Annotated in this window: 23 protein-coding genes and 1 riboswitch; of the genes, 4 read left to right on the forward strand and 19 right to left on the reverse strand. The window is 45.4% G+C overall.

Annotated features, from left to right (window positions below; translation table 11 throughout):
• Positions 1-4: 4 nt before the first annotated feature.
• From liaR to ACFVP7_RS18265, 11 genes are all read right to left on the reverse strand, one after another.
• Positions 5-640 (reverse strand): two-component system response regulator LiaR, encoded by a 636-nt coding sequence (liaR, locus tag ACFVP7_RS18215; RefSeq protein ID WP_396582655.1) that lies wholly within the window; start codon positions 638-640, stop codon positions 5-7.
• Positions 618-1,700, reverse strand: coding sequence for a two-component system sensor histidine kinase LiaS (gene liaS, locus ACFVP7_RS18220; protein WP_003244464.1), 1,083 nt, complete (start codon positions 1,698-1,700; stop codon positions 618-620). Before liaS ends, liaR begins: the two co-directional genes overlap by 23 nt.
• Positions 1,697-2,422, reverse strand: a complete 726-nt coding sequence (liaF, locus tag ACFVP7_RS18225; protein WP_003228510.1) for a LiaRS two-component regulatory system accessory protein LiaF — start codon at positions 2,420-2,422, stop codon at positions 1,697-1,699. Before liaF ends, liaS begins: the two co-directional genes overlap by 4 nt.
• Positions 2,423-2,455: 33 nt before the next feature.
• The gene (locus tag ACFVP7_RS18230; protein WP_396582658.1) at positions 2,456-3,328 is read right to left on the reverse strand and encodes a DUF4097 domain-containing protein; all 873 of its coding nucleotides are present in this window, start codon (positions 3,326-3,328) and stop codon (positions 2,456-2,458) included.
• 100 nt (positions 3,329-3,428) lie between these two features.
• A complete protein-coding gene (gene liaH, locus ACFVP7_RS18235) occupies positions 3,429-4,106 on the reverse strand; it encodes a stress responsive protein LiaH (protein WP_015714684.1) in 678 nt (225 codons plus the stop codon).
• A gap of 26 nt (positions 4,107-4,132) precedes the next feature.
• Positions 4,133-4,513 carry a cell envelope stress-induced membrane anchor protein LiaI gene (liaI, locus tag ACFVP7_RS18240; RefSeq protein WP_003228504.1) on the reverse strand — a complete coding sequence of 127 codons (381 nt, stop codon included), beginning with the start codon at positions 4,511-4,513 and terminating at the stop codon, positions 4,133-4,135.
• Between the two features lie 161 nt (positions 4,514-4,674).
• Positions 4,675-5,943: an MFS transporter gene (locus ACFVP7_RS18245; RefSeq protein ID WP_038427906.1), complete on the reverse strand. Its 1,269-nt coding sequence runs from the start codon at positions 5,941-5,943 to the stop codon at positions 4,675-4,677.
• 175 nt (positions 5,944-6,118) lie between these two features.
• Positions 6,119-6,700 (reverse strand): cob(I)yrinic acid a,c-diamide adenosyltransferase, encoded by a 582-nt coding sequence (locus ACFVP7_RS18250; RefSeq protein WP_396582661.1) that lies wholly within the window; start codon positions 6,698-6,700, stop codon positions 6,119-6,121.
• Positions 6,701-6,722: 22 nt separating this feature from the next.
• A complete protein-coding gene (locus ACFVP7_RS18255) occupies positions 6,723-8,051 on the reverse strand; it encodes an ATP-binding cassette domain-containing protein (RefSeq protein ID WP_396583271.1) in 1,329 nt (442 codons plus the stop codon).
• Positions 8,051-9,112 (reverse strand): iron ABC transporter permease, encoded by a 1,062-nt coding sequence (locus ACFVP7_RS18260; protein WP_019712959.1) that lies wholly within the window; start codon positions 9,110-9,112, stop codon positions 8,051-8,053. Before ACFVP7_RS18260 ends, ACFVP7_RS18255 begins: the two co-directional genes overlap by 1 nt.
• Positions 9,075-10,019, reverse strand: a complete 945-nt coding sequence (locus ACFVP7_RS18265; protein WP_041850549.1) for an ABC transporter substrate-binding protein — start codon at positions 10,017-10,019, stop codon at positions 9,075-9,077. The genes ACFVP7_RS18260 and ACFVP7_RS18265 overlap by 38 nt, the downstream gene beginning before the upstream one ends.
• A 104-nt stretch (positions 10,020-10,123) precedes the next feature.
• Positions 10,124-10,263: riboswitch (cobalamin riboswitch) on the reverse strand.
• A 153-nt stretch (positions 10,264-10,416) separates the two neighbouring features.
• On the opposite strand from ACFVP7_RS18265, the gene ACFVP7_RS18270 reads away from it, so the two are divergent.
• Entirely contained in the window at positions 10,417-11,208 is a 792-nt protein-coding gene (locus ACFVP7_RS18270) for an SDR family NAD(P)-dependent oxidoreductase (RefSeq protein WP_003228495.1), read from the forward strand.
• A gap of 37 nt (positions 11,209-11,245) precedes the next feature.
• On the opposite strand, the gene ACFVP7_RS18275 is transcribed toward ACFVP7_RS18270, so the two are convergent.
• The 5 genes from ACFVP7_RS18275 to sigO form a co-directional block, all read right to left on the reverse strand.
• Positions 11,246-12,124, reverse strand: coding sequence for an SMP-30/gluconolactonase/LRE family protein (locus ACFVP7_RS18275; RefSeq protein ID WP_003228493.1), 879 nt, complete (start codon positions 12,122-12,124; stop codon positions 11,246-11,248).
• Between the two features lie 71 nt (positions 12,125-12,195).
• Positions 12,196-13,938 (reverse strand): two-component system sensor histidine kinase YvrG, encoded by a 1,743-nt coding sequence (gene yvrG, locus ACFVP7_RS18280; RefSeq protein WP_003228489.1) that lies wholly within the window; start codon positions 13,936-13,938, stop codon positions 12,196-12,198.
• Positions 13,935-14,648, reverse strand: coding sequence for a two-component system response regulator YvrH (yvrH, locus tag ACFVP7_RS18285; RefSeq protein WP_003243545.1), 714 nt, complete (start codon positions 14,646-14,648; stop codon positions 13,935-13,937). The genes yvrG and yvrH overlap by 4 nt, the downstream gene beginning before the upstream one ends.
• Positions 14,649-14,800: 152 nt before the next feature.
• Positions 14,801-15,040 (reverse strand): sigma-O factor regulator RsoA, encoded by a 240-nt coding sequence (gene rsoA / locus ACFVP7_RS18290; protein ID WP_021480583.1) that lies wholly within the window; start codon positions 15,038-15,040, stop codon positions 14,801-14,803.
• Positions 15,041-15,043: 3 nt separating this feature from the next.
• Positions 15,044-15,574 (reverse strand): RNA polymerase sigma factor SigO, encoded by a 531-nt coding sequence (sigO, locus tag ACFVP7_RS18295; protein ID WP_003228469.1) that lies wholly within the window; start codon positions 15,572-15,574, stop codon positions 15,044-15,046.
• Positions 15,575-15,775: 201 nt separating this feature from the next.
• Here sigO and ACFVP7_RS18300 point away from each other — a divergent pair, with 201 nt between their 5' ends.
• From ACFVP7_RS18300 to rsiO, 3 genes are all read left to right on the forward strand, one after another.
• Entirely contained in the window at positions 15,776-15,928 is a 153-nt protein-coding gene (locus tag ACFVP7_RS18300; protein ID WP_003244090.1) for a YvrJ family protein, read from the forward strand.
• Between the two features lie 119 nt (positions 15,929-16,047).
• Positions 16,048-17,205: an oxalate decarboxylase gene (gene oxdC / locus ACFVP7_RS18305; protein WP_396582666.1), complete on the forward strand. Its 1,158-nt coding sequence runs from the start codon at positions 16,048-16,050 to the stop codon at positions 17,203-17,205.
• A gap of 60 nt (positions 17,206-17,265) precedes the next feature.
• Positions 17,266-17,676 (forward strand): acid stress-sensitive anti sigma factor RsiO, encoded by a 411-nt coding sequence (rsiO, locus tag ACFVP7_RS18310; RefSeq protein WP_021480585.1) that lies wholly within the window; start codon positions 17,266-17,268, stop codon positions 17,674-17,676.
• A gap of 33 nt (positions 17,677-17,709) precedes the next feature.
• Here rsiO and ACFVP7_RS18315 read toward each other — a convergent pair whose 3' ends face one another.
• From ACFVP7_RS18315 to ACFVP7_RS18325, 3 genes are read right to left on the reverse strand one after another with little or no spacing between them, the layout of a single operon-like run.
• Positions 17,710-18,939, reverse strand: coding sequence for an ABC transporter permease (locus ACFVP7_RS18315; protein ID WP_396582668.1), 1,230 nt, complete (start codon positions 18,937-18,939; stop codon positions 17,710-17,712).
• Positions 18,932-19,621 (reverse strand): ABC transporter ATP-binding protein, encoded by a 690-nt coding sequence (locus ACFVP7_RS18320; protein ID WP_014480848.1) that lies wholly within the window; start codon positions 19,619-19,621, stop codon positions 18,932-18,934. The genes ACFVP7_RS18315 and ACFVP7_RS18320 overlap by 8 nt, the downstream gene beginning before the upstream one ends.
• Positions 19,605-20,798: an efflux RND transporter periplasmic adaptor subunit gene (locus ACFVP7_RS18325; protein WP_396582670.1), complete on the reverse strand. Its 1,194-nt coding sequence runs from the start codon at positions 20,796-20,798 to the stop codon at positions 19,605-19,607. Before ACFVP7_RS18325 ends, ACFVP7_RS18320 begins: the two co-directional genes overlap by 17 nt.
• Positions 20,799-20,826: the final 28 nt, after the last annotated feature.

Below are 20,826 nucleotides of genomic sequence, written 5' to 3' on the forward strand. Positions count from 1 at the left end.
CCGCCTATTTGACGAGATGATTTCGATGCGCATACACCGCCGCCTGCGTCCGGTCACTGACATCCAGCTTTGATAAAATATTCGTAATATGCGTTTTGACTGTTTTAATTGTAATAAACAGTTCCTCGCCTATTTCTTTGTTTGTTTTTCCTTCTGCGATTAGGCAGAGTATTTCGAGCTCCCGTTTCGTTAGCGATTCATGCGGGAGCGCGTTTTCACCTGAGTGGCGCAGCCTGGATAATACTTTTCCCGCCACTTTTGACTCCAGCTTCGGCTCTCCCTTGCTTGCGGCGCGGATGGCATCGGCGATTTCTGCCGCTTTTGAGGTTTTCAACAGATAGCTGAGCGCGCCAGCTTCAATAACCGGGTACACTTTGTCATCATCAATGAAGCTAGTGAGCACAATAATTTTCGGGTCGGAAAGCTCCCGGCAAATTTGCTTTGTAGCTTCGATGCCATCCATACCCTCCATGACCAGATCCATTAAAATGACATCAGGAAATAGTTCCGCAGCAAGCCGAACACCTTCGCTGCCGTCCGATGCTTCGCCGATGACTTCAATATCGGGCTGCGCCTCCAAAAAAGCCGCGAGCCCCATTCTGACCATTTCATGATCATCAATCAATAATACTCGAATCACGTTCGTTCTCTCCTTTTTCTTCCGGAAAAATCGGGACCTTCACTTCGATTTGGGTGCCTTTTCCTTCTACTGAAATCACTTCGGCGACCCCGCCGATTTCACTTGCACGTTCTTTCATAGAATTCAAGCCGTATGAGGAGGCTTTCACCTGGTCCATTTTAAAGCCTTTTCCATTATCAATCACCTTCAGACGGAGCTGGCTGTTCTTTATGCCCAGAATCACGGTTACTTTTGACGCTTTTGAATGTCTAAATACGTTTGAAAGGGCCTCCTGCACGATTCTGAACAAATGGTCTTCAACACCCTTGGATATCGCTGTGTCCTGTATATCCCACTCAATATCAATCGGCTGCTTTTTTCGGAACTCGTCCAAAAGCTCCGTAAGGCCCTCCTTCAGCCCTTTTCCTTCAAGGGTAACAGGCCGTAAATGGAGCAGCAGCGCCCTCATCTCATTTTGGGCTTCGCCTGCCATATGCTCGACCATCCTGATCCGCTTGACTGTTTTATCATCAGCATCCTTGACATGTTCCAGCACGGCTGATGTCATCATCGATATGGCAAAGAGCTGCTGGCTGACCGCATCATGAAGATCTCTAGCCAATCGCTGGCGTTCTTCTGAGATAACCGACTTCTTCATTTGCGCCTGCCATTCCGCACGTTCATTGGAAAGTTTCTGCAGGGATGCGACTTGAAGCTCCACGCGCTTCGCCATTTCGTTCAGCTGATCGGCGGCCAGGCCGATTTCATCATCACCGAGCGGCGGTATCCGATAAGCGAAATTGCCGTTTTCAAAGGTTAAAATGGATTCAATTAATGTATCAATCCTTGTCTTCAACCGGTTGCCGTACATATACCCTGAGGCGAAACCGACGGTCACGCTGATCAGAAGCAAAATCAGGATAAACGGAATTCCGAACCAGCTTGATGACAGCAAAACAAGCGGATCGAGCCGATAGTAAAACATCATAAAGGAAATCAGGCAAACAAAAAGGAGCAGGCTGATTCCCGTTGTCATGCGGATGGCGCGCCATTGGAGGCTGGCAAGCATTTTTTTTCTCATACGTACTTCACATCCACATCACCGATAAATAAGGAAACGGACACTTTGACACGGCGCTTTGACTCGCTGAAATCGGTTGACGCGGCATATACCTTCGTGCTTAATCCGCTTTTCTTCGAGCCGATCAGATTGATGTCACCTATAAAAACAGCTGAGCTGACAGCCACTTCAAGGTCCGATGGTACATAAATATCAACGTTTCCAATGACTCCGCTAATGACGATTGTACTTTCTCCCTCAGGAATCATCGCTTTAGATAAATCGATTTTGATATCACCGATAAAACCAGAGACATTTAAATCATTCAGGTCAAACGGCTGCTTCATCATTTGCAGCTCACCGATAAAAAAGCTGCGCATGTCGGGATGTTTTACATCTTTTGGCGGATCATGATGTTCTTTTTTATTGAGGTTGACCTGTTTCTCATTCGGTTCGAATATCGGCTTCCCTTTGACAAGCCTGTAGCCGGCGTAAATCAGAAATGCGGCAAACGCATAGCCGAATAAATTAAAGGTGATGCTGAAGAGGTTTTTCAAAAATAGAAACGCGGCAAAGATATACATGACGGAGCCAAGCCAATCACGGGAATATTTTTTAAGGAAATAGCCGGCAATCAGAAAAAAGAGCGGCCAAAACAGCAGATCGCCTATTCCGATAATTTGCAAAAACATACTGATGCCGAATAAAGCAATGATCAATCCGAGAAGCTGTTTTTTTGTCATTCCTGGTGTCCGCCTCCTTTCTTCTGCCTGGTGCTACCGTATCGCTAGATCCCCGCTGTCCGTTTTGATGTCGATTGGATGCCGGCCGCTTCCTTGCGTGCCTGTGATGTGATGCTGTTCTTTATGTGCTTTGTCAGCAAATGAATACGGCGAACTGACGTCACCGCTCGCTGATTTCGCTTTGACTGTAAAGCTGCCGTTTTTGGGAAGGCTTAGATTGGCATCACCGCTTGTCAGCGTGACAGATACGGGGCCGGTTATCTTTGTCAATACAGCATTAAAATCTCCTGAAGTCATTTTCACATCAAGAGAGCCTGATACATGAACCAGATTTGCGTCCCCTGAAGCTAAATCAATGCCGGCTGTTTTGGAGACGGTATTTGAAATGGAAACATCCCCCGATGATGCCTTCACTTTCAGGTCTTGAATGCGGACGTCCGTCACGCTCGTATTTCCGCTCGCAGATACTGCGTTCAGCCCGGAAAGCGCAAGATGGTCATTCCCGGCCACAGACACGTCACCGCTTGAGGTTCGTACTGCCAGATCACCTTTATAATCATACGGAAGCCTGACGATAAGAGTTGAACGGTTAAACCCATTCAAAAATTGAAATTCTTTTTCCTTTACGGTCAGCTCCAGTTTTCTTTTGTTTTCAGTAACAAATAACTTTCCTGAGTCTCCTGAAATGCCTGCCGATATGTCACTTCGTTCTTCCGCTATAATCCGGACATCCTTGCTATCCGACTCAATGACCATGCTGTCAATGTCCCGCGGCGATGCGCTGGCTGAATCGGCTTCTGTGCCATTTATGAAACTCAGGCCTGCAGCAAACACATCTTTTACGACGACGGCGAAAAAAACCAGAATACCGGCAGTGATCAACAGTTTGCCAAGCATTTTTTTCATTCGGTTTCATCCTTCTCATTCATTCTATTATAAAGGAAAAGCTTGCGAATTGATACGTGCGGAAGGGAAGGACTTGACCGCAAATCCTTCCCCGTTCCGCTTATTCATTTGCCGCTTGTGTCTGGTCTGATTTTTGCAGTGAAAGTGTCCGCATTTTTTCAATCTCCGCTTCCACATCGTCTGCGAATTCTTTACGTGTAAGTTCTGCGCCGGCTTCCGCTGACTTTGAATAATTCGCGCGGATTTCCATTTCTTCAATACGATTTTCAATACGCAAAAATTCACGATACGCGCTTTCACTGTCAATTTTGTCAAATGTCGTATTCATATGCTCTTTAGCTTTCGCCGCATTTGCCCGCGCAATCAGCGCCTGTTTTTTATCCTTTACGTCCTGAAGCTTTGTTTCAAGTGCAGCCAGCTGCTCTTTCAGATCAGCCAGCTGACTGTTTGCCTGTTCATAGGAAGCTTTATGCTCAGCCGCCTTCCCTTCTAAATACTTCATTTCAGTCAGCGCCTTTTTCGCCAGTTCTTCTTCACCTGCGTCAAATGCGAGCTGTGCCTGATTTTTCCGTTTGCCAGCCACTTCAGCGGCTTCTTCATATTTTTTCTTAAATTGATAGGCAATCGTGTGCTGTTTCACAATTGTTTGCTTTGCTTTTGCGATGTCGCTTTCCATATCGCGTACATATTGATTCAGCATCACTTTTGGATTCTCCATTTTATCAAGTCCTTCATGAACTGACGCAACAAACATGTCTCTGATTCTTTTTAATACCATACCTAATTCCTCCTAATATATTGATATTATTTTTTCTTCAAAAATTCTTCCCATTCGTCATCAAAGTGAGATTGGTAGGCAGCAGAAGCCGGTTCAGGATCAAAAGATGATACACCGCTATCAGCTGATCCGTTTTTCATCAGCTTCCAGCCGTAATAAACCATAGCGGCCGCCAATGCGATTCCGACGACAAACGGAAGTGAGCAGATGAGCATAATGGCCCCGATACCGCCCACGATGATTCCCGTAATGGTTTTTCCCGCGGCAAACCTTTTGATTCCTGCGTATGTCATCAAGCTCCCGATGGCGAGCGGGATGATAAAGCCGAAGCTTCCTCCTCCAAAAAAGACAGAGATCCCAAATACAATTAATAAGAATCCGCCTATTGTTTTCTTGTTGATCTTCATGCAGATCCTCCTTTCGTTTTCCTTGTCTTCATCTTATACAAGTTGGAAGATATGCAAAACGAATCAGAGATTGATTTTTATATAAGACCGGAGTCGTATCTCGCACCGGACCCATTGGCACAAAAAAACGCCATGCACGAGGCATGGCGTTTTAAAACCCTTTACAGATGAACACTTGCTTCCCTTTCTTTAATCAGGTCGGACCTTTCTGCTTTGGCCAGTTTTGTAAACAGCAAGATTCCGATACCCGCAATAATTTCGACAATCCCGCCGGCAGCAATCACTGTTCCTGAGCCGAAAGCATTAGCGGCATACCCGCAAATGACAGCTCCGGCAGGGATCGAAATATTTGAGATCATATGTATAACGGCGTAAACCTGCGGCTGATCCTCACTGTCCACAGACGTCTGGATAATTGTGTACTCAGGAACATTAACAGCACTGACTGCGGCGCCAAAGGTAAAAGCAGCGAAAAAGACGAGCGGCAAAAAGGTATTCATCCCGGTAATAAAGAAAGCAAATCCTTCAATAATGCCGGCAGTGACGAATAACAAGCCGTACCTGTTTACCTTGACTTTCGCCAGCACAAACCCTAATAAAAACGCGCCCGCGGCGGTGGTGGCCTTTAAAAGCGAGTATACGATCGGCTGGCCGTTTAAATCTTCCGCTACGTATACGGCAGAGAGCGCTTCCCATGGGGCAGCCGCGAAATTCATAAAGATACAGTAAATGGCGAGCGGATATAAAATCTGGTGTTTTCTGACGAGCCTAAAGCCGCGTTTCAGTCTTCCGATATATGTGCCTCTCTGTGTAACAACCGCAGACTCTGATTGAGATTCAACCGCAGTGTACTTAATAAAAAGAACGAGAAAACCTGACACCAAATAGAGCACGAGTGCGATAAGCATGGTATAAGAAGGACTGATAAATGTAAGAAAAGCGCCGCATAATGTGACAGCCCCAAGCCGGACAATTTGAGCGGAGGATTGCAGCACAGCGTTTGCTTTTTGAATGCCCTGTTCATTGACGATTTGAGGAATCAAAGCGATAGAGGCGGGATTGTAGGCAGCTCCAGTAGCTGAATGCACAATCATAAGCGTCATGACAAACCACAGCGGAGAGAAGCCCGCAAAATGACATAGAGGGATAATCAAAACAATCGCCGCCCTTGTCAGATCTGAAAAGTACATCCAAAATTTCAGCGTGGTCTGTTTCATAAAAGGCCCCGTCACAGGCGCCAGAACGGCTTCCGGCAAAAACGTGACAGCAATCAATAAAGCAGTGCCGATCGCACCTTTGCCGTCATAAATTAAAAACCATAATATTGAATTAAATGCGAACATATCGCCGGATATCTTGACTATTCTTGAGAAAAACAGATAATTGAAATTTCTCTTCCAGATGCTATCACTTTCAATCAATTTCACCATCCATCAGAGCCCCCCACTGCCTATTTTTTACATCTATTTATTACAATATCTCATTTTTCCATTTTTCAGTCAATAATTCATAAGGTTCATTTTTTGTCGTAAAATGGGAAATTGACAGAGTGAAAAACAAAAAAGCCAGCATGTATTTGAACACGCCGGCTTTCGTTTTCACTTTTTATGATTCACTGCTGTCTCGGTCCCGAAACACAATGGCACTTCTTTCATATTCTACATCGCCAATACCGCTTCTTGCATTCACAACCCGTGCGGCGGCAAAGAAATAATCGGACAGACGATTGAGATAACGCAGCACTGTTTCATGAATCTCCTCCGATTTCATCAGCGCCACCACTCTTCGTTCTGCCCTCCTTGTAATGGTGCGGGCGATATGGAGAAGCGAAGCACACTTTGATCCGCCTGGAAGAATAAATTTCTTCAGTTCCGGCGCTTCTGCTGTATAGGCATCAATGCGCGTTTCTAAAAAGGAAACAGATTCTTCCGTTAGTTTGTAGTCTTTTCTTTCTGTGACGATTGCCAGATCGCCTCCGCAGTCAAACAGCTCATGCTGGATGGTCAGCAGCTCGGCTGTCAGATCTTCAAAGCCGGGCTGCCCGGAAAGCTCTGCCAAAGTAAGCCCGATAAAGCTGTTAAGCTCGTCAATCGTGCCGTAGCTTTCGACGCGTAGGCTGTCCTTGTCCGTTCTGCCCCCGACTAAGCCCGTTTGTCCCTTATCGCCTGTTTTTGTGTATAGTTTCATACCCTGAATCTCCTTTACAGACTTATTCAAACAACTCAGCAGCCTCTTTTACACATTCAGCTGTCCCTTTCTTTATCAATTGGTTCAGCCGATGTTCTATGTTTTCGGATTGCTGAGTTTGAGTCGCGGCGATGAGAATATCACCTGTGCCTCCTCCGTCTCCCAGCACTTTCGTCCGTTCTGCTTCGGCAGCCATAAGAGCTTTGATGAAGAATTGATCTGCCGCATAGCCGTTTATCAAAATCCAAATCGAAAAGCCGGTCTGAACGCATATGAAAACGGATAACTCTCTGTCTTCATACGTTCGATACACGAAACGGTCAAGTCTTTCTGAAGAAGCCATCGCACACGTCTCCTGCAGTTGAAAACCGCTTTCTGAAAGACAGGCCGTAAGTCCTTCTATCGGATCTGGCTGATCTGGCAGCCGTTTATGGATCAGCGTCCTGCTCCACGAAAACCCTGCGCCGATAGGCGTCGAGGACAATGTTCGAAGCGGGATTTCCGTTTGCAGAAGAATGTTATCACGCCCCGCTTGGAGCAATGCTTCAAATGGGATAGACTGCCGCTTCGCGCTATCTTTTTCAGGCTGAATCACAATCATCGGTTTAGGTGAGCTTTGATGTACCAAGGCGGTGACATCTGTATCGTACACCGCCTTTATGCTTTGTTCTGTGACAGCATATTCCGGTTTTTGCTTAGGACCAGCGGCACCGTTTTTCATAAACATGAGCTCATCACAGTACAGGCTTGCGGTGTTCAGATCATGAAAAACGCTGACAGCTGCCAATCCGCTTTCTCTCGTCAGGCGTTTGATCAGATCAAGCAGGTCTTTTTGATAAGCCAGATCGAGAAAATTAGTCGGCTCGTCCAAAAATAAAATACGCGGCTGCTGCGCCAAAGCTTGTGCCAAATACACCCGCTGCTGTTCCCCTCCGCTTAGTTCACGAATCGGCTTTTGCGCAAAATCGGCCACTCCTGTTTGCTCCATTGCTTCCTGTACAATGGCTTCATCCTTTTCAGTCTGCTGTCTGAACAGCCCCGTTTGGAATGGATATCTGCCAAAGGCTACAGTTTCTTCGACGGTAAAGGTGAAGGCTTGATTCGTTTTTTGCGGCAGGACGGCCATGATTTGCGCCAGTTCCTTCGGTTTATAGTCCGCCAGCAGTTTTCCGGCCAGATAAACGCTACCTTCCTTGGCCGGCAGCGTACCTGTCAACAAGTGCAAAAGCGTGGTTTTTCCGCTTCCATTAGGGCCAAGAATTCCGAGAAATTCTCCCTTCTCCACTGTTAAGCTGACATTGTTGATTAGGCGGCTGTCGCCGTATCCTCCCGACAGCCCTTCTGCCTTCATCATAAGCTTCTCCTCCCGCGGTGCTGCCGAATTAAAATAAGAGCGAACACAGGCGCTCCCGCCAAGGACGTAATGATCCCGATCGGCAGTTCAATCGGCTCAATGATCGTTCTGGAAAGCAGGTCGGCTAAAACGAGAAATCCTGCCCCGAGCAAGGCGGACAGCGGCAGTAAATGCCGATGGTCCGTTCCCCACAAAAGCCTTGTGATATGCGGAATCACAAGGCCGACAAAGCCAATCGTGCCCGATACTGCCACAGCGCTTCCCGTCAAAAGAGATCCGGCTATTAGAATCATCATCTTCCTCTGCTGAACGCTGACTCCAAGAAGCTTTGCTTTATCTTCTCCATATGTCATCACGTTCAGTTCCCTTCCGTTTATAATCAATAAAATGGTTCCCAAAAGAAAAAACGGGAGAAACAAAATAACATAGCTCCAGCCCCTCATTGAGACGCTGCCAAGCAGCCAATGCACAATCGGAAGCAGGTTGTCTCCTGTCAAGGCGATGATAAGAGAAATAAATGCGCCCAAAAAAGAGTTGGTGATGACACCGGTCAAAATGAGGGTGGAAACAGACATCGAAGCATGAACGAGGCGGCTGAAAAAAAGGACCGCCGCCATCGTGGCAAGTGCCGCGGCTACACTCACAACCGGGAGTGTAAACCCTCCGATGACAGGAAGGTGCAGACCTAAGAACAGAGTCACAACAGCTCCGACTGAAGCACCGGATGACACACCTAGCGTATAGGGATCAGCAAGTGGATTTTTCAACAATCCTTGAAAAGCGGCCCCTGCAATAGAAAGAGCCGCCCCCACAAGGGCGGCCAGCACAACTCTCGGCAGTCTGATATTCATCATAATATTAGTGTACATCGGATCATCAGAACCAATAGAGCCGCCGAAGCCTTGATGCCAAAAGACACGAAAAACAGCGGGAATAGGAATATGCAGGCTGCCGCAAGAAATTCCTAAGATGATGCTCACGGCTAAAAATGAGAAACCAATGATATATGCGGCATAACGATTATTCCTTAAACGTATCCGGGTAAATGCTTTCCGCAAGTTCTTCGACCCCTTCGATCAGACGGGGACCGGAACGTGTCACAAGATCAGGGTCCACATCATATACACGATGATGTTTCACAGCATTGATTTCGCTCCAGCCATCGCGTTTTTCCACAGCTTTCGCTTTCACACCGTCCGTTGTAACAATTGCATCAGGATTGAGTTTTACGATCGCCTCATCTGTCATTTGCACCCATCCTGTCTGATCCGCAGCTGCGTTTTTAGCATGGATGACATTCAGCATTTCATTCATAAACGTATCTTTTCCGGTTGTATAAATGTCAGGATCAGGAGAAACCTCGATAAATACGCTTTTCTCCTCGTCTTTTGAAATGGTTTTCGCTTTTTCTTGAATATCCTTTAGATCTGATTTCATGCTTTTCACGAGCTGATCAGCTTTTTTCTCCGCCCCGGCAGCTTCTCCGATCATTTCGATTGATTTGTACACCTCGGAGAATGATTGTGCATCATTGACAGTCAGCACTGTAATGCCCGCGTCCTTCAGCTGTTTGATGGCATCCGCTGATGCTGACATGGAAGACTCATGGGCCAGAACGAGATCTGGTTTTAGAGAAATGACTTTTTCAACGTTTACATTCATATCTCCGACTTTCTCAACCTTTTTGACTTCCTTTGGATAGGTATCGTTTGTGGTGACACCGACCACTTTGTCACCAAGGCCGAGTGCGTATGTAATTTCTGTGTTGCTCGGCATTAATGAAACAATCTTTTTTGGCTCTTTTTTGATGGTTACATCTTGATTTGACGCATCATCAATGGTGACAGGAAACGCTTCTGTTTTTTGTTTTGCCTTTGAATCCTTCTGATCCGCAGGATTGCCGCAGCCTGCCAGCATAACAACAGCCAACAGGAGCGCAGTCCATATCCCGGCTCGTTTTTTCATAATTTTTTCCTCCTAAACGAACTAAAAAAGCATCTCTACGACGGTAAAGATGCTGTAAACAACACAAAAAAGCCTATTGTTTACACATCATCTGTCCTCGCAGAATTCGTGCTGATCAAACAGGCAGGTATCCTGGCTCTTGGCGCTTGGCCAATTACAGTGGCGGGACCGCACCGGCTTTTACCGGTTTCCCTTTTAAGCCGGCTGTTGTTCACGGACCGGCACCTATTTGACATTCGTATCCTTTTTTCGGAGTAATTATACTATATGACTGACAGGCTTGTATATGTGTCCTGAATGACTTTTCCCCATATTGTGTATGGGAGCAAAATCCTCGTAAACACTAAATTTGATCTTGTATACTTAATACCATCATCAATCAAAAGGAATGATTCTTATGGATTTACAGCTAAAAGACAAACTCGTCTTAATCACCGGCTCGACGTCCGGTATCGGGAAAGCCGCCGCAAAAAGCTTTCTGCAAGAGGGTGCGGCAGTCATTGTCAACGGACGCAAACAGGAGACTGTCGATCGCACCATTGAAGAGCTTTCTGGCTATGGAACAGTGCACGGTGCTGCTGCCGATTTGTCAAAAACAGATGAAGCAGCGGCTTTTATCGAGAAAGTAAATGAAATCGGTGATATTGATATCCTTGTCAACAACCTTGGTTTCTTCGAGGTAAAAGACTTTGCCGATGTGACAGATGAAGAGTGGAATCAATATTTCGAAGTGAACGTGATGAGCGCCGTTCGGACAAGCCGTCACTTCCTTCCAAAAATGCTTGCCAAAAACAGCGGCCGCATTTTAAATATTGCAAGTGAAGCAGGCGTCAAACCGCTGCCAACGATGATTCCATACTCAATGACAAAAACGGCGCTGATCAGCCTTTCAAGAGGAATGGCTGAAATGACAAAAGGCACAAATGTGACGGTTAACTCAGTGCTCCCGGGACCTACTTGGACAGAGGGCGTGGCATCCTATATGGAAGGTGCCGCACAAGCAGCCGGCCAGGATACAGATTCATTTATCAAAGACTATTTCAAGGTCAATGAGCCAACCTCACTTATTCAGCGATACGCGACAGCAGAAGAAGTCGCTAACACAATCGTATTCCTCGCGTCTGACGCCGCATCCGCCATTAACGGCACGGCACAGCGTGTGGAAGGCGGCATTATCCGTTCTCTGTAGTATAAAAAAACGCATCCGTGTTTCGGATGCGTTTTTTTTATACGTCTCCAGCAAATGGTACCGGCTGATATCCGCCTGTTTCCAGTTGTGCTGAAAACAACCCTCCAGCGTGAGGCTGCTCGTATCTCTCTTTTTCTGTCATTTGTTCTGTTGCCGTTGTAATGTAAAGGGTTTTTAAGTCTCTGCCGCCGAACGCGCAGCACGTGACATATTTAGCCGGCACGCTGATTGAATTGATTTCTTTTTTCTGAAACGGGTCAATGTGAACAACGCGGCTGCCGCCAAACAGCGCCACCCACAGCATGCCATTTTGGTCAATTGTCATGCCGTCCGGCAATCCGTCTGACTGATCAAAACGATAGACAGGTTCTGGATTCGAAACATCTCCGCTTTGAGGATCATAGCTGTAACGCACAATCTCCTGCGTCGGCGTGTCGATGTAATACATCAAATTCCGCTCGCGGTCCCAATCCAAACCGTTTGAGGTGGAGACTTGATCCTTGATTTTGACAAGACTGCCGTCTAGATTCAAACGGTACAGCGACGCCTGTTTTTGCTCGCCTTCCATGCTCGTTGTCCCCGCCCAAAGCCTTCCGTACGGGTCACATTTAGCATCATTAAATCTCAGGCTCTCATGCATGTCCTTCGGCTGTTTAATTTTTTCCAAGCTGTCATCCCGAAGATGATACAGGTAAAACCCGTCCTTCATCGTCATAATCAGTTCATCCTTTGAATATTTCGCAAGCGCCGTCACAAAGGATTTGAATTTGATTGATCGGTTGATTTTTTCTTCAGGGTCAAAGATATGGAGCTCGCTCCCCAGGATATCAACCCAATATAAGCGGCCGTTTTCTTCATCCCATAACGGGCCTTCTCCAATCACTGCCCGAGTGTCTGCTTCCAATACTGCATCCATGTGTTACACCTCTTTAGCTTCAGTCTATATATTGTTATTCCCGGCAAAGAGGTGTCCAAACCACTTGATGTTTATTGTTTTTTAAAAAGGATGGTAATGACCGTTCCAATGTTCATTCTGCTGTTCACATGGATCGTTCCGTTATGGAGATGGACAAGCTCCTTGGCAATCGCGAGCCCGAGACCCGTTCCGGCAGTTGAATCTTTTGTGTTCGTCCCTCTGTAGTAACGGTTAAACAAATGGGTAATCGTTTCTTCATCCATTCCTTTCCCATTGTCCTTCACCTTTAAAGATATATGATTTTTTGTTTGCTCCAGAATGACTTGAATCTCTGTTCCTTTGTCGTTGTGCTTCACGGCATTCCCAAGGAGGTTTTCTAATATGCGCCTGAACCACGCTTCATCAAGGGCAAATTCAATATGCTCTTCTTTGGATACAAACGAGATATCATAGCCTTCAGAAAACGGATTTTTCTTAAAGTCCTCAATGACATTTTTAAAAAACGGGATAAGGCTAGTGAGATTTCTCTCAATAGGAAGAGCATCATTTTTCAGCCGATACGTTAAATTTAAGTCTTCAATCAGCTTGGACATGTATTCAGATTTTTCTCTGACAACCTGCCCCATTTCTTTCACTTCTTCCGGCGACCAGTCATACTGCTTCGACTCGAGCATCATGCTGTAGCCGTAAATGCTGCTGAGCGGTGTTTTTAAGTCATGTGACAAACCGGCAATCCATTCTTCCCTTGTCGCCTGGATTTTTTCTCTGTTTCTTTTATCCCTTCTCAGCGTTTCAGTCAGCTGATCCATTGATTCAAATATCTCACCGAAGAAGCGGTACGGCTGTTTGATTTTTCCCTTTTTATTTTTGCTGACAGGACGGCCTTCCCGGTTTCTGGGCTCCTCAAGCTTCCCTTTTGACAGATTGACCAGCCATCTAATCGTGTGAAAAATCGGCAGCCCGAATCGGAACATATACCAAACGGTCATCCAAATGATATACATGAACAAAACGGCCATCACGAGAAACATCGCTTTTAATACAACCTTCAGGAATGATTTGTTAAACTCCTGATCGGTTACATAGACTGGGTTTGGCACCGTAGCGACCATCCATCTGTCTTTATTGAGGATCTTAACGGAAATTTCCCGCTTATAGTTCCAAGGCTTAGAGCTGTATTTAAGCAGCTCCAGCTGGTTCATCGTTTTTCTTTCGCTTTTTGTGCTGTTGATGCTGTCGAGAATCTTTCCATTGCTGTCTAACAGGTAAATGGCGCCTTTTTTCCGCTTAATATAGTCGACGGTACTGGACTTATAGTGCGCTAGCGAGTCTATCTTTTGTTCGCGCTTTTCAACGGAAGTCAGGAGCTGTTCACTTTTTGATTTCCAGCCGGACAATAGAAGATACGACTTATCTTCAATATTGATGGCCCAATAATTCAGTTTATAGTTATGAAGCTTTTTGGTTTTATAAATAGACAAAAGCTCTTTCTTGGTATAGGTGCCCGGCACGTCTTTTGGCACGCCGTAAGAATAATCAGTGTTTCCTTCCGAATCAATGATTTGCATCCAGCCGTGCTGTTTATCAACAGATTTCTTCAGGAAATTATCCACTTCCCATGTCCCGTCTTCGTTTACATCGAGATATGCCTCAAGTGTGTCGGTCGTTGCCTTCGTCAGCCCTGAATTGGATTCCGCATCGCTAAAACGAGCGTCTAAATAGAAAAACGACGCAACAAGCATAACCGTAAGCAGCAGGATCACAATCAGCATTTGGCCGAAAAAGTGAAACAAAAACTTCCATCTTAACCTCATGACCGCTTGCCTTCAGGATTTGGGATAAAACGATAGCCGAGACCTCGAACGGTTACAATATACTCCGGATTGCTCGGATCGCGCTCAATCTTCTCCCTAAGCTTGCGAATATGTACCATGACGGTGTTGTTGTCACCGTAGGAAGGATAGCCCCATACTTTTTCATATATTTGATCTTTGGAAAGCACCACGTTAGGGTGTTCACAAAAATACTGCAAAAGCTGCAGAAGCTGGGCTGAACAGGCAACGGCTTCCCCGCCTACGATCAACTCGGCATTTTGCGGAGAAAAAGTAAAGTAATCATATGTGTAGGTTTGATTTGAACTCGTTTCTTTCGATTGATATGTACGCTTGAGATGCGCTCTGATCCGCGCCGCTAATTCCAGCGGATTAAATGGTTTTGTGATATAGTCATCAGCTCCAACCGCAAAGCCCGATAATTTGTCCGCGTCGGATGATCTTGCCGTCAGGAAAAAAATCGGAGCGTCTGAATACTCTCTGATCAATGTGCAGGCTTCAAAACCGGACATTCCGCCCATCATGACATCCAGCACAATCAAGTCAACCTTATTGGCCTTCACAACGGGAATCGCTTCTTCTGCGCTTGCCGCATCCAGTATATTTCGATAACCTTCTTTTTCGAGAACGCGTTTGATCATGTCCACAATCGCTTTCTCATCGTCTACGATTAAAATTGACGCATTTTCCACTTTTATGTTCCTTTCTGTCACTGTTTTTTTTCATCTTATCATTATATCGTTTATTTATGGTACATTTTTGAATACATTGGAGCTTGGCAAATCAAAACAGCAAAAAAGGAGCAAACAAGCGCTCCCTTTTGATGTTTTTTCATATGAAAATATTATGAGTTCTCATCTACCATGTACAAAATAAACTCCCAAAATCCCGGGACATCCTGACATAAAAGCATATCAGCCTTTTCAAACATTTTGATCTTCAGCTCTTGCTCTAAATCTTCTCTTTCTTGATAGGACGTATTGCTGAGTTTTTTTCTGATCATCGGTGAAAAGCATGCAATCAGGTGCTCAATGTCATAAGTCTCGTCTTTTTGTTTCTTTTTTTGTTCAAACTGGCCGTTCACAGCTTACTTTTCCCCCTTTTTTTGCGCCGCTAGCTGCTTTCTAATATTCTCCAGCCCCTTTTTATGAATGTTGGAGATGTTTTGTCGGGACTCCCCTAATGAATCTGCAATCTCCTGCATCGTGGCACCGTGAAGATACACTTTTGTCAGCACACTTTTTTGTTTGTCAGTCAGATTCTGAATCGCTTGGTAGAGCTGATAATCCTGAACATGCTGGCTCAAATCATCCTGCCTGTCTAAAAATTCTTCAAATGCATCGCTTCCTGTTTCGGAAGGAAGCCGATCTCCTGCCTCCGGATGATCAACCGTCAGCGGATACCGTTTTTGATTTTTGCGAACCCGCTTATCAAAATCAATAGAAAAGATGCGAATCATTGAATTCATATACTTGACGATGCGGATTTCTTTATAAAACTGCTTAAATAGCTCGTCCAATGATTTTGCATCTTTTTCGTTAGGGCTTTCCATTACGTTTTTGAACAAACGGTAATGCTGAGGATTGCTCAAAAAATGCTTCACGATGGGATGCTTCATTATCTCCTTACATTTTGACCGTAAAAGACTTTGATAGTCCATCAAACCGCCTCCCTACTAAATTAAATGAAGGAAAGCAAAAAAAAGTAAACTACTACTTTCCGACTAGTGTCTTCCAAAATACTTTGCAGCAGTTTACGTTTTATCGGTTTTCCTTCACTTACATACATGACTGCAGAAAAAGAAGGGAGGTATTTTCCTATGGATCAGGTTTTTATAGAGGAAGTCGTAAAACAGATCGGCAATTTGGGGTTTCCCGCGCTGATTGCAATGTATCTGCTGACCCGATTCGAAAAGAAGTTTGATCAACTAATAGAACTAATGACAGAACTGAAAGATCATGCAAAAAAATAATTTTTCAATCGAAGTTGACTTTTCACTGGTTTTTTTCACTTAACAAAACAGAAGGGAAAACGAAAGGCCTTTCACCTTCTCTTTCTGCTATCACATTAAATTTAAGGAGGAAATATTTCATGAAAAAACAAAATGACATTCCGCAGCCAATTAGAGGAGACAAAGGAGCAACGGTAAAAATCCCGCGCAATATTGAAAGAGACCGGCAAAACCCTGATATGCTCGTTCCGCCTGAAACCGATCATGGCACCGTCAGCAATATGAAGTTTTCGTTCTCTGATACTCATAACCGATTAGAAAAAGGCGGATATGCCCGTGAAGTGACAGTACGTGAATTGCCGATTTCAGAAAACCTTGCATCCGTAAATATGCGGCTGAAGCCAGGTGCGATTCGCGAGCTTCACTGGCATAAAGAAGCTGAATGGGCTTATATGATTTACGGAAGTGCAAGAGTCACAATTGTAGATGAAAAAGGGCGCAGCTTTATTGACGATGTAGGTGAAGGAGACCTTTGGTACTTCCCGTCAGGCCTGCCGCACTCCATCCAAGCGCTGGATGAGGGAGCTGAGTTCCTGCTCGTGTTTGACGATGGATCATTCTCTGAAAACAGCACGTTCCAGCTGACAGATTGGCTTGCCCACACTCCAAAAGAAGTTATTGCTGCGAACTTCGGCGTGACAAAAGAAGAGATTGCCAATTTACCTGGCAAAGAAAAATATATATTTGAAAACCCACTTCCTGGCAGTTTAAAAGATGATATTGTGGAAGGGCCGAATGGCGAAGTGCCTTATCCATTTACTTACCGCCTTCTTGAACAAGAGCCGATCGAATCTGAGGGAGGAAAAGTATACATTGCAGATTCGACAAACTTCAAAGTGTCTAAAACCATCGCATCAGCGCTCGTAACAGTAGAACCCGGCGCCATGAGAGAACTGCACTGGCATCCGAATACCCACGAATGGCAATACTACATCTCCGGTAAAGCTAGAATGACCGTTTTTGCATCTGACGGCCATGCCAGAACGTTTAATTACCAAGCCGGTGATGTCGGGTATGTACCATTTGCAATGGGTCATTACGTTGAAAACATCGGGGATGAACCGCTTGTCTTTTTAGAAATCTTCAAAGACGACCATTATGCTGATGTATCTTTAAACCAATGGCTTGCCATGCTTCCTGAAACATTTGTTCAAGCGCACCTTGACTTGGGCAAAGACTTTACTGATGTGCTTTCAAAAGAAAAGCACCCAGTAGTGAAAAAGAAATGCAGTAAATAAAAGACTTGCGGCTTGCAGAGAGCACTCGTTCTCTGCAAGCCTTCATAAGGAGCTGAACCAGTGAAACATCAAAACCCTTCAAAACGCTTATTGCGGCTCTCCATAAAGTACTTGCTGGCCGCAGCAGCAGTGGTGTTGACCTATTTTGCTGTCATCTATATATTGTTTTCTTTAGCGGGAACGAGCTACCGCTCAGCAGCTCATGTCCTGCTTTTTGCCGTGATATTTCTTGTTCTCGGATTATGCTTTGAACCATTTGAAAGGCTGATGATACATAGCTTTACATTTTTCAAGACAGGAAAACGTCTATTCATTCTCCTTGCCGGCATCGTACAGCTGCTGTTTTTGTGGATGACTGCTCATACAACAGACCAATTGATCAGCGACATCTGGCTGTCCACCACAGAAGAAATGATTGTCGCAGCCGTTTTTTTGATTTTAGACAAATGCAACTCGGCTCTTCCCAGCTAAAAAAAGAACGCATTCCAATTGGATGCGTTCTTTTTATTCATAGCGAAGCGCGTCTACAGGCTGAAGCTTCGATGCCTTGATGGACGGAAGCAAGCCGAAGATAATACCGACTGCCATTGAAAAGATGAGTGCTCCGACAACAGCTGGAATGGAGACGATAAAAGGCATCGGAAAAATGACCGTCAGCAGCTTGGCGATGCCGAAGCCCGCCAGCACACCGAGTATTCCGCCAATGCTTGTCAGCACGACAGCCTCGGTTAAAAATTGAAATAAAATCACACGCCGCTTAGCACCGAGCGCTTTCTTAATTCCGATTTCCCTCGTGCGCTCCGTTACGGAAACGAGCATAATGTTCATGACGCCGATACCGCCCACCAAAAGTGAAATACTGGCGATTCCGCCAAGCAGCAATGCAAATGACTGATTAAAGGACTCCACTTCCTGCGCGATCTCCTGAAGATCCATTACACTGTACTCTGCTTTTTCCAGCTCAGCTTCTGACAGTCCCTGATTTAAAAGATCTGCAGCCATTACACCCGCTTCTTGGATATGCTCAGAAGAATCAGCCTGCACGGCAATCTGCGTTGGCGCGTCAAACCCTTCAATAAGCGGCCACACTTTTTTCGGCACGTACAAAACCGGGTTCGCATAGTCGCCTTCAAACATGCTTTCCTGTTGATTTTTTTCTTTAAAAACACCGACGACCTTAAACGGCACACCATTCATCTCAATGTTTTTATGCAGAGCTTCTCCGTCTGGAAACAGTTCATCTCTGACAGCTTCATTGATCATCACTAATTGGTGTGTGCTGTTTAAATCGTTTTCCGTCAGCTTTCTCCCTTCGGTTATTCGGATTGGAAACATGTCGAAGTAATCATCGTCCACTCCATACACTTGGGGATACGAAACGTTTGTTAAATGAAAAACGCTCGCGCCTTCTGACAAGTAATATAAGGATAATCCTTTGACCATCGGATCTGATTTGATTGCCTTTATAGTTTCTTCCGCTACAGGCGGCGCGGACGCATACGACATCTGAGGGCCGCCGCTCTCCTCTTCTCCGCCAGACGGCTGGTAGACAACGTTGATGGCGTTGTTTCCCATGCCGATCATACTTTGCTTTAATTGCTCACTTTGGCCCTTCAGCATTGAAACAATCGCGATGATTGCTGCTATGCCGATAATCACGCCGAGCATTGTCAGAATGGATCTTAATTTATGAGAGAAAATGGACTGAAAGGAGATTCGAATATGTTCAAGCATGGCTGATATCCCCTCTCTCATCTAATACCAGCTCTCCGTCTCTGATAAAAACGGTTCTGTCAGCTTTTTTGGCGACGTCCGGGTCGTGGGTTATCATAATAATGGTCTTGCCTTCCCGATGCAGTTCAGAAAACAGTGACAAAATTTGTTCACTTGATTTGGTATCAAGCGCCCCGGTCGGTTCATCAGCTAAAATAAACCTCGGCTGATTGACAAGGGCCCTCGCTATCGCCACCCGCTGCTTTTGGCCGCCGGACAGCTTAGGCGGTTTGTAAGAGACCCTGTCTTTTAATCCGACCTTTTCCAGCGCTTCATATGCCCGTTGCCTTCTCTCTTTTTTCTTCACTTTATTGTAGATCATCGGCAGCTCGACATTTTGCAGCGCGGTGAGACGCGGCAGCAAATGGAAAGTTTGAAACACAAACCCGATTGATTCATTGCGAATTTCGGCTAAAGCCCCGTCTTTCCCTTTCAATATATCGATCTGGTCAAGCGTATAGGTTCCTGAGGTTGGCCTGTCCAAACAGCCGATAATATTCATTAACGTTGACTTTCCAGAACCGGAAGGCCCCATAATAGCTAAAAACTCCCCCGCCTGAACGGTCAGATTGATATGTTTCAAGATTGGAACTTCTTCTTTTCCCAGCTTGTATGACTTCGAAATATTATTCAGTGTCAGCATTGACTGTAACCTGCTTTCCTTCCTTGACCGCGGGATCAGGATAGATCACATAATCTTCCGGCGTCAGGCCGCTCTTAATTTCCACCATGTCATTTTCATCAGTCCCTCCGATTTCAACAGGCTGCTTAACCGCTTTCTGATTCTCATCAGCTTTCCATACGTACGGTTCGCCGTCATCCTGAATGACCATGTCGGACGGCAGCTTGATCGTATCCGCATCAGCATTATCACTCATCACTTCGATGTTGACATGATAGCCGACTTCAAGACCTTTATGGCTGTCTAATAAAATGGTGAAAGGATAGTTAGAGGACTGGGGGTTCATTTCTTCCTCAGCAAAGCTTTCTGATTCTTCACCCTCGCCTGCTCCCGCTGGAAGCTTGCCGATCGAGGTGACCTTTCCTTTCCACTCGCCCTCACCGCCTGTTTTCAGCGTGACCCTGACTTTGCTGCCTTTTTTGATCGTGTCCATTAACAGCTCATTGATTTGGCTTTTGACCAGATATTTGCCCGTCGAAACAATCTGGATATACGGGCCCGTTGCCTGGTCACCTGTTGCACCGTCAGCGATATCCTGATTGACGCTTTGAACGATTCCGTCATGCTTGCTTGTAATGACATTGGAACCTTTGTTTTTCGTCAGGCCAGCCAGTTCTTTTTGATGCTGCTTCAGTTCAAGCTGGCTTGTTTTCAAATCGAAATTGGACTGATCAAGTTCATCTTGAAGCTGGGTTTTCTCTTCTTTTCCTGCCGTTTTCAGCTTCTTTTCCGTTTCCGTTATTGATTTTTGCAAACGGTTGATTTGCAGATTTGTCATTTCAATTTGCAAATTGGCTTGCTCCACTTCATCAGAATGATCCTCGCCCTCATACTCAAAAAGCTTATCGCCCTTTTTAACCTGATCGCCTTCTTTGACGTATGTTTTTTTAATGCTGCCTTTTTCTGAATCTATGTATACTTTCTGCTGTTTCTCAGGTTCAACCTTTCCAGAAAACGTTTGGCCTGATTCTGAATCTCCTCCCATGTATACCGCGACCGATTCAGCATAGGGCTCCGATGATACGGCAACTTGGTTCATGTGGGTAAAAAAGTAAAAACCGCCAGCGCCGATCCCAGCCAATACAAGCACACCGGCACATATCGCACCGCCAATAAGCCATTTTTTCTTCTTGGACACAACGATCTCCTCTTTCTGTAAACTATGT

It is taken from the genome of Bacillus sp. SG20033 (assembly GCF_044570195.1).
GTDB classification, from domain to species: Bacteria; Bacillota; Bacilli; order Bacillales; family Bacillaceae; genus Bacillus; species Bacillus subtilis.

Bases quoted from the DNA above. Each gene is read 5' to 3' on its own strand.
- ACFVP7_RS18230 (WP_396582658.1), bottom strand. From the start codon at position 3,328: ATGAAAAAAATGCTTGGCAAACTGTTGATCACTGCCGGTATTCTGGTT.
- ACFVP7_RS18250 (WP_396582661.1), bottom strand. From the start codon at position 6,700: ATGAAACTATACACAAAAACAGGCGATAAGGGACAAACGGGCTTAGTC.
- ACFVP7_RS18255 (WP_396583271.1), bottom strand. From the start codon at position 8,051: ATGAAGGCAGAAGGGCTGTCGGGAGGATACGGCGACAGCCGCCTAATC.
- ACFVP7_RS18265 (WP_041850549.1), bottom strand. From the start codon at position 10,019: ATGAAAAAACGAGCCGGGATATGGACTGCGCTCCTGTTGGCTGTTGTT.
- ACFVP7_RS18270 (WP_003228495.1), top strand. From the start codon at position 10,417: ATGGATTTACAGCTAAAAGACAAACTCGTCTTAATCACCGGCTCGACG.
- yvrG (WP_003228489.1), bottom strand. From the start codon at position 13,938: ATGAGGTTAAGATGGAAGTTTTTGTTTCACTTTTTCGGCCAAATGCTG.
- liaI (WP_003228504.1), bottom strand. From the start codon at position 4,513: ATGAAGATCAACAAGAAAACAATAGGCGGATTCTTATTAATTGTATTT.
- oxdC (WP_396582666.1), top strand. From the start codon at position 16,048: ATGAAAAAACAAAATGACATTCCGCAGCCAATTAGAGGAGACAAAGGA.
- liaS (WP_003244464.1), bottom strand. From the start codon at position 1,700: ATGAGAAAAAAAATGCTTGCCAGCCTCCAATGGCGCGCCATCCGCATG.
- ACFVP7_RS18275 (WP_003228493.1), bottom strand. From the start codon at position 12,124: ATGGATGCAGTATTGGAAGCAGACACTCGGGCAGTGATTGGAGAAGGC.
- ACFVP7_RS18315 (WP_396582668.1), bottom strand. From the start codon at position 18,939: ATGCTTGAACATATTCGAATCTCCTTTCAGTCCATTTTCTCTCATAAA.
- liaH (WP_015714684.1), bottom strand. From the start codon at position 4,106: ATGGTATTAAAAAGAATCAGAGACATGTTTGTTGCGTCAGTTCATGAA.
- ACFVP7_RS18320 (WP_014480848.1), bottom strand. From the start codon at position 19,621: ATGCTGACACTGAATAATATTTCGAAGTCATACAAGCTGGGAAAAGAA.
- ACFVP7_RS18300 (WP_003244090.1), top strand. From the start codon at position 15,776: ATGGATCAGGTTTTTATAGAGGAAGTCGTAAAACAGATCGGCAATTTG.
- liaF (WP_003228510.1), bottom strand. From the start codon at position 2,422: ATGACAAAAAAACAGCTTCTCGGATTGATCATTGCTTTATTCGGCATC.
- sigO (WP_003228469.1), bottom strand. From the start codon at position 15,574: ATGAAGCATCCCATCGTGAAGCATTTTTTGAGCAATCCTCAGCATTAC.
- ACFVP7_RS18245 (WP_038427906.1), bottom strand. From the start codon at position 5,943: ATGGTGAAATTGATTGAAAGTGATAGCATCTGGAAGAGAAATTTCAAT.